The sequence below is a fragment of the Streptococcus gallinaceus genome, from assembly GCF_024170225.1.
Classification (GTDB): Bacteria; Bacillota; Bacilli; order Lactobacillales; family Streptococcaceae; genus Streptococcus; species Streptococcus gallinaceus.
In genome coordinates this window covers 333,891-347,549 of the sequence record NZ_JALJXU010000002.1, presented here as the reverse complement: position 1 = coordinate 347,549, position 13,659 = coordinate 333,891, and the positions used below count along the sequence as shown (strand labels likewise).

At 39.0% G+C, this 13,659-nt stretch carries 11 protein-coding genes; 1 reads left to right on the top strand and 10 read right to left on the bottom strand.

Annotated features, from left to right (window positions below; translation table 11 throughout):
* Positions 1-3,827: YPDG domain-containing protein (locus J2T50_RS04150; protein WP_253364033.1), on the bottom strand; the 3,827-nt coding region annotated here is incomplete at its 3' end.
* Positions 3,828-3,995: 168 nt separating this feature from the next.
* Between J2T50_RS04150 and J2T50_RS04145 the strand changes: the two genes are divergently transcribed.
* Complete coding sequence (locus J2T50_RS04145; protein ID WP_253364030.1) at positions 3,996-4,526, top strand: TetR/AcrR family transcriptional regulator; 531 nt, start codon at positions 3,996-3,998, stop codon at positions 4,524-4,526.
* 136 nt (positions 4,527-4,662) lie between these two features.
* On the opposite strand, the gene J2T50_RS04140 is transcribed toward J2T50_RS04145, so the two are convergent.
* The 9 genes from J2T50_RS04140 to aroA form a co-directional block, all read right to left on the bottom strand.
* Positions 4,663-5,181, bottom strand: a complete 519-nt coding sequence (locus tag J2T50_RS04140) for a ClbS/DfsB family four-helix bundle protein (protein WP_253364028.1) — start codon at positions 5,179-5,181, stop codon at positions 4,663-4,665.
* Positions 5,182-5,615: 434 nt separating this feature from the next.
* Entirely contained in the window at positions 5,616-6,290 is a 675-nt protein-coding gene (locus J2T50_RS04135) for a type 1 glutamine amidotransferase domain-containing protein (RefSeq protein ID WP_253364027.1), read from the bottom strand.
* 1 nt (position 6,291) lies between these two features.
* Positions 6,292-6,609 (bottom strand): ArsR/SmtB family transcription factor, encoded by a 318-nt coding sequence (locus tag J2T50_RS04130; protein ID WP_253364026.1) that lies wholly within the window; start codon positions 6,607-6,609, stop codon positions 6,292-6,294.
* Position 6,610: 1 nt separating this feature from the next.
* Entirely contained in the window at positions 6,611-7,840 is a 1,230-nt protein-coding gene (locus tag J2T50_RS04125) for an NADH:flavin oxidoreductase/NADH oxidase family protein (RefSeq protein WP_253364025.1), read from the bottom strand.
* Positions 7,841-8,182: 342 nt separating this feature from the next.
* A complete protein-coding gene (gene rlmD, locus J2T50_RS04120) occupies positions 8,183-9,538 on the bottom strand; it encodes a 23S rRNA (uracil(1939)-C(5))-methyltransferase RlmD (RefSeq protein WP_253364023.1) in 1,356 nt (451 codons plus the stop codon).
* 87 nt (positions 9,539-9,625) lie between these two features.
* Positions 9,626-10,984, bottom strand: a complete 1,359-nt coding sequence (locus J2T50_RS04115; RefSeq protein WP_253364021.1) for an LCP family protein — start codon at positions 10,982-10,984, stop codon at positions 9,626-9,628.
* A 12-nt stretch (positions 10,985-10,996) separates the two neighbouring features.
* Positions 10,997-11,824: a prephenate dehydratase gene (pheA, locus tag J2T50_RS04110; protein WP_253364019.1), complete on the bottom strand. Its 828-nt coding sequence runs from the start codon at positions 11,822-11,824 to the stop codon at positions 10,997-10,999.
* The gene (locus J2T50_RS04105; RefSeq protein ID WP_253364017.1) at positions 11,815-12,315 is read right to left on the bottom strand and encodes a shikimate kinase; all 501 of its coding nucleotides are present in this window, start codon (positions 12,313-12,315) and stop codon (positions 11,815-11,817) included. Before J2T50_RS04105 ends, pheA begins: the two co-directional genes overlap by 10 nt.
* Positions 12,316-12,330: 15 nt before the next feature.
* Entirely contained in the window at positions 12,331-13,608 is a 1,278-nt protein-coding gene (gene aroA / locus J2T50_RS04100; RefSeq protein WP_253364015.1) for a 3-phosphoshikimate 1-carboxyvinyltransferase, read from the bottom strand.
* Positions 13,609-13,659 lie beyond the last annotated feature (51 nt).

Genomic DNA, 13,659 nt, shown 5'->3' with positions numbered 1-13,659 from the left:
GTTGTGGTATCAATTGGGGTTTCAAACTCTACTTTAGTTCCATCTGGTAGATCTTTCAAGTTTTCAATTGAGTCTTCTGCCTTAGGTGTTTCCCCGATATTAACTGTTTGGTCTTTAGCCTTAGGTTCGTTCTTATCAGCGTCCGTTAATTTCTTAACTGTAAACTTGAACTCTTCTGTAATTGGTTTGCCATTAGCCCCCATAACTGGTTTACCATCTTTACCAAGAACAGCCACAGTAACAGTTGATTTACCTTCTTTTGTTGGTGTACCAGTGATTTGACCTGTTGCTGAATCGTAAGTTACACCATCTGGAAGGCCTATTACAGTAACAGAACCATCTGTTGGCACTTTTTCAACTTTCACAGTAATTGGTGTAATAGCTTCTCCGACAGTACCTGTTTGGTCATCAATTGGTGTGATAACGGAAGCTGCTGAATTTGGATCTTTAGAGTTTGTTCCATCAGCTTTTTCAGTATCATCCGGAATACCATCTCCGTCATCGTCTGGATCTGTCACATCTGGTATACCATCGCCATCCGTATCACGTTGAACAGTGATTGTAAAAGTTTTTTCAACAGTACCTGTTGCATCTGTCACTTTGACAGTAGCTGGGAAGTCGCGTGTTTCCTCAGTAGCTGTCCAATCTGTTAACTTAGTTGGTGTACCAGTGACTTGACCTGTTGCTGGGTCATAAGTTAAACCGTCTGGAAGACCGGAAACCTCAACTTTAGCATTCTTATCATCGCTTGTTACCGTAACAGGAATCGGAGCGATTGGTTGACCTTCTGTAACAGTTGCATTGTCAACCGCTACGGATGTCTTAGTGGCTGTTTTAGGGGTTTTATCATCCACATCTGGAATACCGTCACCATCATCATCCGGATCGGTTACATCTGGCATACCATTTCCATCAGTGTCCAACTGAAACTTAGCAGTAACCTTATCTTCTGATTTATCTGGATAAGTAACGATTACTGGTACTTCAATTTCTTCTGCTGTCGTACCGTCTGGTTTTTCTGGAGCTGTTACGGTTACTGTACCAGTAATTTTATCAATGTCAACTGTATATCCATCTGGTACTTTAAAGTTTTCATCAATCTTGTACTCTGTACCATTTGGCGCTGTTTTACCTTCGCCGTAGCTTGGAGTTGATTTTGCTGGTTTCCCTGGAACGACCATCGTATCTTTGTATGAAGGATTATTCTTTTCTGCTTCAGATTCTTTGATAGTTACTGTAACATCAACAGTATCTGTTGTTCCATCTGGATAGGTGACAACAACTGGTACTTTAAATTCCCCTTTGGTCATACCATCTGGAATCACTGCATCCTCTTTAATCTGCAGTGTCGGTTGGTCTTTAACCTCTTTAGGATAATCAGTTGTTACTTTTGATGTAATTTCATCGACTGACGGTGCTTGACCAAATGGTTTTTCTAATTTTCCACCTGTCGCTGTGTATGTTGTTGTCGCATCATCTTTAACGTTTACAGTAGCAAAAGTATAGGCTTTAGAACCACCCGGATAGGTTACTTCTACTGGTACTACATATGTACCTTTCTTAGTGAGACCTTCCCCTTTTACCACAACGACTCCAGTTGTAGGGTCAATCGTTACCATACTTGGATCAACAAGTATTGCCCCCTCAGGATAAGAGTTTTCAACTGAATCTGGCACTTGACCTGCAACAGTTGTAAATTTTGTTCCTTCCGGTGGCGTTGTATCATTGCCATCTTTGTCTTTAAAGATTGGTTTAGCTGGCTCAGAATCCTTAGCTACAACACCATCTACTGGTTTATACTCGATAAATACAGCAATAAAGGAATCTAATGCTAAAGCGTTATCTAAGCTCTTTGTATTTTGACCTTGTTCAAATAGACCCAATGTAAAATTTGTTGTCTTAGTGATATCATTTGGTACTGTAAACTTCTCAGGTGTCGCTGTTCCTTCAACGCTTGATTGAATAGTTTGAGGTTCACCTATTGCAACACCGTCTCTGAACCATTGCACTTGGTATTCACGTGTTGGCAACAAACCGCCTACCGTTGAATTGGTGACATTACCAGAGACTGCTACTTTATTCGTAGTATCATAATCAATAATATCAAGCATTGGTTGAGGTGCTAAAATAGCAAAGTTCAAGCTAGTAATATTAGTTCCAGACCCTGCAACTACATTTGTAAATAAATTATTCGGATTACCAAACATAGCTTTAGGAAAAGCCGGACTCCAAATATTATAATTAGATAAAATAGGAGATACATATAGGTAGTCCACATTAATATGTCTATGTTTTTGACCAATGGTACCATTCCATTTCAGTAACTTACTATTATCGACATCTTCATCCTTAACTAATGTACCAAACTCTTCATCCGTTACAGTATAAGAAACTTTTGCACCACTGTTAGCTTTGTAGGCACTGACACCATATAGACCTCTAAACGGAATGCTATAATTTCCATTTTTATCAACTGTCGTTATGACTGTCTCCGCAATATGAGAACCAACCCCATGTTGGGCCTGGTATTCTGTAAAGACTCTTTCTTGTTCAGCCTTAAAGTCTTCAATAGTATATCCTGGATGGTCTTTCTTCCACTGATCAAGTAAGCGAGTTACTTCATCATTTAAATAAGAAGCGGCTACTTTCACACCATTTGCTGGGACGTCATTCCCATCTTTGATCCATTGATTGGCAAGCGTCCCTGGTCCATCACCATTATCAAACCAAGCAATACCACTTACTCTACCGTAGATTCCTCTATCATGCCAAGTACCATCTGCAGTATCGGGAGTTTGTACCTCTGTTTCTGGCTTAGTTAGCCAATTTTGACTTAACTTTTTCTCTTGGAGAATAACTTGGGAATTTACAATTTTATTTACCCCCGCAGTAAAATCCCAAGATTCATTTTTACGATTCAAACGAGTGTGGAAGCCATAAATCTTATCCCCTGCTTGAATAATATCATACTTACTAGAATCAGGATTTTCAATCCAGGTTCTTACTGCGAAATTACCATCTCCTGCTAATTGAAAATGATGTTCTTCGCCATTAGGATCAACTTCCGGTTTAGATAAGTCAAACGCAAAGGTTCCATCCGCTAATGTAGTAGTATAGTAAACTTTTGAAACATAGCCTTTTCCGTTTACCCATTGCAAGTAAACGTTAACACCAGCTAGTGGAATATCATCTGAAGCTTGCCCATCAATGCTACCTCCATTATCTACCCAAGCTTTACCCGAATAAGTTTGTTTAGCTGAAGAATCTCCGGGGCTATATATCGCATCTTTTTGTACTCTCTTCTGAAGCTCTTCAGACACTTCGCTGACCCTATTTTTGTCAATATTAGCTTTTTCAATTGTACTATCTACAGAACGTGTTGTAATTGCAGGAGATACAGTTACGTTTTTTTCACTGGCTGTCTCTTCTAAATCAGCAATTTTATCTGTATCTTTTGATGAACTATTCGAGTCTATGTTGGCACTAGGCTCAGGAACCGTACCTCCATCGTCAGTATTGACATTTTCTGTGTAATCTGCCAATGCTTCGACTTCTGATTCGGTTGTTTTGTCTACTGACGCTATTGCATCTGTCGCTAATTCTGATTTTGCTAGTTTTACTTCATCTGATACTACCCCTGCTGGTGCTGATTGTTTAGGCTCAATCCCCATAGATGTTGTCTCAGCAGCAAGAACAGTTGTCCCACCCATTCCTAGAAATGCTAATCCAACCAGTACCGATGCAGCACCAAATTTGAATTTCTTAATCGAAAAACGCTGTTCCGTATGTGCGACATCATAATTTCTTTGCTTATACTTCCTAAGCATAACTTATCTCCTTTTCAAAAGCAAAAATAGATTAACTATAAAAGTTATCTACTGTATTTTACTTTTTTAAAGGTTTGGGTAGTTTACATTATCTTGATAAATGTGAACTATTATTTGAATTTGTATTGTATAATCACATTCGATAAGATTTATGAAGGTGATAATACGTTGGAGAGTTCAGATAACACTAATTTAAAATTTTTAAAAGCTTTCTCTGAATTATTAGAAACGAAAAGCTTTGAACAAATTACAGTTAGCGATTTAGCAAAAAAAGCTCAACTTAGTAGAAGAGCTTTCTATAATCATTTCAATTCAAAAGAAGACTTCCTTAGGGAGTCTATTTTAATAATTTTTGATGATATCACAAAAATTTTAAATAATGATTTATTATATGAAGAAGTAATCCTAAAGGAAATGCTTAGCTACATGTATACAAACAAAGAAATTATTAAGTCCTTTGTTTGTTTTTTTCCAAATATTGACAACATAATTAAAGACTATATCAAAGGAATGATTATACATTCCGATATACCAGACTTACAGAAACAACTCGAAACAGCATATCAAATTCCATATTCTTTCGCTCTTGATATTTATATCTCAACAATTGAAAGTATCATTTTAAATTGGATAGATAATAATTTTACTGAAAGTCCTGAAAAAATAGCAAAATATATCACATCTGTCGTGAGAATTTAACATTTATAAAAGTTAGAAAAATAAAACCAATACTTCATTTTCTCATCTAATACTTTATTAAAAAAAGACGATAGTTTTTTCTTCTATCGCCTTTGGTGAACATTTTATGAAATTTTTTAAAGTTAAAAAATATAATTTATAACACTATTTTCTTCCATTTTCTGATTTTAGTTCGGAAAGTTCCAAAAGGTGCAACAGTATTTACATGAATAAATTTATACACTTCCCAAGTCGCTGTTTTAGTCGCTTCATCAGCCCACTTTCTCATATGCGGTTCAAATAATTCCTCATCACTCAACGAATTAATCATTATATAGATAGAATTAATATTTTCATTTAATTTTGCTTTCAACTCTTGCAGAGATAAATGAGCGTAGGTATCCGTGAAACACTGATATAATTCACCAAGCTGATTCCATTTAAATTCATCCGATGGTGTTTTTACTTGAAGCCCCTTTCTTTCATCTTCTTCCCATTTAAGAACCAAACTTGTCCATCCAACCTGATATGAAAGATTTTCTGCTGGAGTTCTATCAACTTCATCAACTCTCTTGTCCTTTAAATTTTCTGGAATATTATCAAATTCTGAAATATATTTCTCAAATGTTTTCTCTATTTCAGCTTTTAGTTCTTCTTTATTTTCGTATGTTCGCAAAAAAATTACCTCCATTCTGATTTATCAGTACTCTAAATTAAACAGATTTTATTTTCTCCTTTGCCTCTTCAAAAAATATTATATTTCTATACCTTTTACGAATAAAGCTTTTAAAAGGCGGTGACTATTCTCAGCAATATTCTGTTTGTAAACAAGATTATATCTATTAAATTCCACAAACTCTCTTCGTTTCTATTATTATACTATTTTTCTCTAAATTTTAAAATAAGGATATTATTTTACTGATTTAAAAATACTAGCTTTAAAATACATAGTATCAACATATAGAACTCAAACTTCAACAACCATCTAGGTAATAATGTAGGGGATATGTTTATTTCCACATACCCTCAGGGTTTGTGGAAATAGATTGAGAACCTATCACGCTAGGTGGATAGTGCCATTCAGACACTTATCTTTTTGTCCTGTGTTACCTACATCTCTTCAATTAGTAAGCGAGCAACTTCTCTAGGTGACCAAGGATTCTGCCCAGTAATGATACGACTATCTGAAACAGCATGTGATTTGAAAAATCTTCTTTTTTTATAGTTTGCTCCCCTATTTTTCATCTCTTGCTCTGTTGAAAAGGGGACTTTTGTATATTTTTGACTAAGAAATTCCTCTGTGTTCGTAAAGCCAGTTACCAGTTTATTCTTTATTAAAAATTCCCCTGTTTCTAATTTCAAGTTTAATAGGCCTACCACACCATGACAAACGGCAGTTACAAAACCACCTTGATTGTAAATATCCATTGCTAATTGTTGTATTTCTGTATTATCTGGAAAATCCCATAGCACACCGTGCCCTCCAGTATAATAGATAGCAAAATAATCATCGGGGTCAATGCCAGTAGGTTTTAAAGATTCCGCTAGTGCTCTGGTGATAAAGGTCTTATCTGAATACCACTTGTAATCCACCTTATCCATAAATTTCATTGAATAAGGATCCAATGGCACGTAACCACCTAAAGGAGAAATAAAGTCTGCTTCAATACCGTACTTTTGTATTTCATCATAAAAGTGAGTTAACTCACTTAACCACAAACCTGTTGGAATATCGTGTTTGTCATACCTTTCTGTATTTGTTAGTACAATTAAAATTTTTTTCATATTACTCTCCTTCATTATTTACTAACGTTCGCAACGAAGCCAGTAATTCTTCCAGATGATTCAGTGCGGCATTTAATGATAATCGGTAATATTTTTTTGTTCCTCTCTTGGTTGACACAACTAAGCCACTCTGCGTTAATAATTTTAAATGATGTGAGACCGCTGGCATGGACAAATTGGACAATTCCACTAACTCAGTTACATTTAATTCTTTATGTTTCACGATATTGATAATTAACGCTTGTCTCTGCTCATCTTTTAACATCTCAAAAACAGGTACACACTTATTAAAAATTTCAATACTACATTTTGTTTCCATTTTAATTCTCCTTTTTTGCTCTTTGTGGCGATAATACTGCCAAACCTTGATGAATAACAGCATGAAATAACGGTTTCCAAGCATTCGTTGTCGTTTTAGTCTTTTTCCCTTGGCCAATTTTTTGCATCAACATTTGATAGTATACCAAACCAATTAACGAGCCTACTTTTTTATCTAGTTTTTTAAATCCTGTCGTTAATCGTTTTGTTTGAATAGAAGAAACGTGTTGTGCTTCTATTAAATTAGGCAATTTAGGTTCAAGTGCCAATGGTCTGGCTAAGCCAATAAAATCTGAAAAACCATCATTAATCAGTTCTACCATCGATTCTACCGTACGAATGCCGCCTGTTACAATAACTGGCGTTTGAATCAGATGTTTAATTTTTTTACTGTACTCAGCAAATATGACCTGATTATTTTTTTGTTCTTGTGACATTTTAGGATTTTCATAGCTACCACCTGAAATTTCTACAAAATCAATACCCAGCGCATCCATCTCTTGAATCACATATAGAGAGTCTTCTTCACTAAACCCACCTTCTTTAAAATCAGAAGAGTTTATTTTTAAGCCAATGGGGTAACTCTCTCCCACCTTTTCTCGCATGGCCAAGTAAATTTCTTTTAGAAATCGCATTCGATTATCTAAATTACCTCCGTATTCATCTGTCCGTCTATTATCATACGGAGATAAAAATTGACTAATAAGATATCCATGTGCCGCATGTATCTCAACTCCATCGAAACCTGCTTCTTGACTCACTTTTGCAGCTACGGCAAATTGCTGAATTATTTTCTTAATTTCGGAAATCGTTAATGCTCTAGGAGGGTTGAACATCTTGCCGATTTCTCCTTCAATTGGAATGTCACTAGGTGCAACAGGTATTTTAGAAACTGTTTTTGGCGCTTGTTTCCCAGGATGGTTAATTTGAACAACAATCTTAGTCTCGTTCATTTGTCCAGCTTTAGCCCACGCTTTCAACAACTCTTTATCAGCGTGTTCATTAAAAACAATATTTCCCGGTTCCGCTAAATAATTTGAATCAACCATGACATTTCCCGTAATAATGAGTCCTGTTCCCCCATTTGACCACGTTTTATATAAACGAATAACCTCTTTTTTCGGTTGAAAGTGTTTATCTCCCATCGCTTCGTTCATAGCAGCTTTAACGAAACGATTTTTTATCATAACTCCGTTTTTTAATGTTTGTTTTGTAAATAGAACTTTCTCCATTTTTAATCTCTAGCCTCTCTTTTTTACGTTTCATACTTTTAAATATTTAAAAGTATTATAGTTTATCTGGAGAGATGTGTCAACAAAACACTCCCTCTTTTTTCAATTTACATGGGACAATGAACAAGGCGATATAAGGCAATAGAGTTTTATATACACAGTATGGTATACTTTTTCTAAAATAAACAACCCTATCAACTCCACCTTACTTCAACACTCCTATCAACTCAACACCCATTTCAAATTCAATATTCTCCCCAAAACAAAAAGTTCCCAAGCATCATTCTAAATAGAACAACACTTGGAAATCCTTTATTTATCAGCATATTTACTGAATCCGCCCTATTTTCTAGTCAACAATGCTACGCACTCCACGTGATGTGTATTCGGGAATAAATCGACGGGTTGTACTTTAGTCAATTTATAGCCCAGTTCTTCAAAGAGTGCGATGTCACGCGCCATGGTTGCTGGATTGCAGGAGATATAGGTCACCTTGTCCGCACCAGTTTGTGCTGCAGAGCGGATAAAGCTTTCTGTCAACCCTTTACGCGGTGGATCTACCATGATAACAGTTGGTTTAATGCCATCTTTGACCCATTTGGCCATGGCATTTTCAGCACTGTCTGATACATAAGTGCTATTGGTGATGCCATTTCGCTCCGCATTTTTCTTAGCGTCTGCAACAGCTTTTTCAATCACTTCAACGCCGTAGACATGCTTAACCTTCTTGGCAACAGAAAGCCCGATCGTTCCAATCCCTGAGTAAGCATCGATAACCACGTCATCAGCCGCCAATTCTGAAAAGTCAATGGCCTGCTGATACAGTTTTTCAGCCATTTCAGTATTAACTTGATAAAAAGATTGAGCCGAGATTTCATAGGTATTTCCAAGCATCTGATCTTCAATCGTATCTTTGCCATAAAGCGTACGGAATTCAGGGCCGAAAATCGCATTAGTATTTTTGTCGTTGATATTTTGAATAATAGATACAACTTGTGGAAATTCCGCCCGAATCTGCTCCATGATCTGTTCAATACGGAAAATCTTCGGACGAGTCGTTACCAACACAAGCATAATCTGACCAGTATAATGACCACGACGAACGGCGATATTGCGGATTAAGCCAGACTGCTCCTTCTCATCGTAAGGTTTGATATCAAAGCGGCGAAGCAAGTCACGCGTAAAATTGATAAGAGCATCAATCTCTTTTTCCTGAATCAAAAAATCATCAATAGGCATGAGGTCATGTGAATTTTTACGGAAAAAACCAGTCTCCAAGAGACCATTGACACGACGAACAGGCACTTGAGCTTTATTACGGTAGGCAAATGGATGGTCCATTCCCACTGTTGGTGCTACTTCCACATCCGAAATATGTGCTGTCTTATACAAGTTATCCGCCACTTGCTTTTGCTTAAAACTCAATTGTTGCTCATAGGCTAAGTGCCCCAAGTCTGCAATCCCCGTCCGCAAATAAGCCGCATCCAAGCTCTCATTGCGATATGGCGATTTTTCGATATATTCTTCCACTTTCCCGTAACCGATATTTTTACGGAGTTTCAGCACCCGCATGGCAATGACTTCATCTGGCAAGGCATTTTCAACAAAAAAGACAAAACCGTCTACCTTTGCAACCCCTTGTCCTTCATGTGTCAAATCGACAATTTTTGCTTCTACAATATCATTTTTCTTTAACATGTTTCTACTTTCTATTTCAGTCTATTTACAAAAAAAGAAGCGACCGAAGGCCCTTCTAGTATACCATATTTAGAGAGTGAATGGTGCCTAACGGAAGCCCATGTCCGCTAGTTTTTGTTTGTATTTTTCAAAGTCAACCTTGAGACCTGAACCACCATACACGTCAAACTCATCAGTCCAATCGCCATTTTCTGGAATGGTCGTCTGTGACACACCGTTTGCTCCATCGACAGTTGCACCCAAGCCATTTGTCAAAATAAAGCTAAATGGGATGCTGGTAGATGTCAAAGAGTAAACTTTCCCCAGCGCTTCCGAACCTGTAAAGAGCTTAGTCGGATTTTTCACCTGGGTCAATACAGCACTCAAAACCTGCTGCTGACGACGTGTACGCCCGTAATCACCCTCGTCATCCTTACGGAAACGAGCATAGTTGAGCAAGGTACGTCCGTCCATTTTCTGCTTACCTTCTGTGATAGTCTGATTTGGAACCACACCGTCTTTCATGTTCAAATCGTCCGGCACATCCACTGCTGACACGTCCACGCCATCAATGGTAGAAAATTGAGCATCAATTGTGACACCTTCTGGGAAAATGGTATCAATAGCCGTTGCAAAGGTTGAAAAGTCAACCAGGGCATAATGCTTAATATCAATATCAAAATTCTCTTTCAGCACTTCACGGACATTTTCAGCCCCCTGATGATTATTTTGCTCACCAAAAGTATAAACCACATTCAACTTGTAGTCATTGCCATCAATGTTGATCAGAGTATCACGCATAAAGCTGACAATCTTGACCTTCTTCTCAGAATTATTGATGTTGACCACCATAACAGAGTCCGTCCGCGTCATATCAGATGTCTCACCAACACGGCCATCTGTACCAAGGACTAAGATATTAACCCCATCCTTAGTGTCTTTCCCGTGGAAAACTTCTGTTTCGGCAGCCTTAGCATTTGGGTTATCTTGGATTGATTTCATCCCCTTGTAAAACATAAAGCCCATACCCGCTAGGACAGTAAGTAAAAGAAAGGCAAGCCACTTGAAAAAGCGTTTTACTCGGCCTTTTTTACGAGGCTTTTTTACTTTTGGCTGGGGCGGAGTTGGCATCTCTACCTCTTTTGGCACGCGCACAGCCTTTGGTCTGCTCTTTTTCTCAGCTTTACGAGCACGAGAGCGACTTGGTCTTTCTCGTGGGTATTCCGGCAAATCTTCCACATCATCATCAAGGAATTGCTTGCGTCCTCTGATTGGGATTTCCTGTTCTTCCTCATAAGAGCTTAGCTGCCATGACTGAAGAGAGGCACTTTCTGCCCCATATTGATCTTTATAATTTAAAAAAGCTAACTCCCGCTTTTCCTTATCGTTTAAAAAATGGATATTCTTCTGCAGATAATCCAGTCTGAGTTCCTCATGATGACTGAGGGGCCGTTTATTATTTCTCATCGGTATTCCTTCCTATTTGACAATGTATACCAAATAGTACCCTAGTATTTTATATGAAATGCCGAGACTTGTCAATTCTTTCAAGGCAAAGCCCACTAGGTCAGCCTCTTTATGAACCGCATCCAAGATGAAATAATATTCGCCCAAGGCCGTTTTCAAAGGACGACTTTCTATCTTGGTCAAGTCTATGCCTCTCCAAGCAAAAACGGACATGGCCTTATACAGAGCACCTGGAAGATTGTCTGGCAGAGTAAGAGCAAGAGAGATTTTATTGACCTGACTTTCCAGGGGAAGACAGACCTGTTCCTTTCCCAAAATCCAAAAACGTGTAAAGTTCTCATCCATTTCCTGGATATCTTGGGCAATGACTTCCAAACCATACTCACTTGCCGCTGCTTGAGGGGCAATGGCAGCATAAGGCTGGGCGGGATTATCCGCAACCAGACGGGCTGCATAGGCTGTGCTAGCTGTCATCTCAATCTTGGCCTGTGGATAATGTTCCAGAATGTACCGCTTCCCTTGAGCAATGGCCTGTGGATGAGAATAGATGACTTCAATCGGCTTTGTAGCCGAAGTCGCCATCAGTTGCTGGGCAATCGGCTGAATCACCTCTGCCACTGCATGAATGTCCGCCTGATGAAACAAATAATCCAAGGTTTCGTGAACAGAGCCCTCAATCGAATTTTCAACTGGGACAACTGAATGAGCCACCTCTCCTCGCTCAAAAGCCTTGATAACATCCGTAATAGTCTTGAAAGAGACCAGCTCCTCCTCTGGAAAAGCCTGACTCGCAACGTGGTGAGTAAAGGAGCCACGTGGTCCAAGATAGGCTATACGCATCTGATAATCCTTGCTACTTCTTCTGGACTGCGATTGTCTGTATTGATAATCAAGTCTGACAATCCCTCATAGAGCATCATCCGACGCTCGTAAATCCCATGAAAGTCTTCTTTTGAGTTATTGAGGAAAAGAGGGCGTTGGAAAATTTTATCGTTAGCAATGCGATCATAGAGCACTTCGAACGAGGCTGCTAGCAAAACATTGTGCTTTCGATTCGACCGCAATAATTCACGGTTTTTCTCCGAAATAACGACACCACCACCTGTTGAAATGATGACCTCCCCTGGAGTCTGTAACAGTTCTTCTAATGTTTCTGATTCGATGACACGAAAGGCTGCTTCCCCCTCCTTGGAAAAAAATTCTGTAATGGACATTCCGATTTTTTCTTCAATAATCATATCCATATCTAAAAACTGCTCATAATGTTCTTGTAGATAAGACGCCACCGTAGTCTTTCCTGCTCCCATAAATCCAAGTAATAAAATTGCCATACTATCTTTTCCTTTCTAAAGTAGTGAATCCAAGTCTGCGAAAAAGCTTGGGTAGCTGGTGTTGATAGCCTCTGCTCGATCCAAGTTTACCTGTCCCTCTTCGACCAATAGAGCCGCGATAGCTGTCATCATTCCAATCCGATGATCCCCAAAGGTGTTGACATCCGTTCCGTGGAGACTTGTCTTGCCTTGGATAATCATACCGTCGTCCGTCGGTGTAATGTTGGCACCCATGCTATTGAGGGCATCTGCCACCACTTGAATGCGGTCCGTTTCTTTGACCTTGAGCTCTTCTGCATCGCGAATAACAGTTGTCCCATTGGCCTGTGTCGCCAAAAGACTAATAATCGGTAACTCGTCAATCAAACGAGGAATGAGGTCGCCACCAATTTCTGTCCCATGTAAGTCCGAAGTCTCAACCGTCAAGGTCGCTGACTTAGCAATCTCATCCCGATTGCTAATGGTTAATTTTCCACCCATAGCTTGAATGACATCAATGATACCCGTACGCGTTTCATTGATACCGACATTTTCAAGGACGATTCGACTATTGGGAATGATGAGACCTGCAACCAGCCAAAAGGCTGCACTTGAAATGTCCCCAGGCACCACCACCTTTTGGGCTGTAAATGTTTGTCTCCCCTTGATACGGATTTCTTTTCCATTGACAGCAATCTCACCACCAAACTGACGAATCATGTCTTCAGTGTGATTGCGTGTCAATTCTTTCTCAACAATCACCGACTCTCCCTCAGCCTGCAGGGCCGCAAAAATCAAGGCTGACTTGACTTGGGCAGAAGCCACTGGCAACTGATAAGTAATGGGTTTGAGTTGTTGACTGCCATGAATCGTCAACGGAGGCAAATCCCGCTCTGTCTGACCCGAAATCTCCACTCCCATTTGCTTGAGCGGAATAGTCACTCGGTCCATTGGACGCTTAGAAAGTGAGTCATCGCCAAACATGGTCGCTTGAAAATCCTGTCCTGCTAAGACACCTGAAATCAATCGGATAGACGTCCCTGAATTACCCATATCTAGCGGATTTTTCGGAGCTTGAAGACCATCAAAGCCAAGACCATGAACCTCAACGACATCTCCTTTATCCTCAATAACAACTCCCATATCACGGAAGACTTGCATGGTCGACAAGACATCTTCCCCACGCAAAATATCATATACTTTTGTAATCCCCTTAGCTAGACTTCCAAACATAATGGAACGGTGACTAATGGACTTATCTCCCGGAACACGAATAGTTCCTTGAAGGTGTTTCACACCCGTTTTTAATTGCATACTATCCTACCTCTCATGGAATCATATCCCTTATTTTACCATAAAATCAAT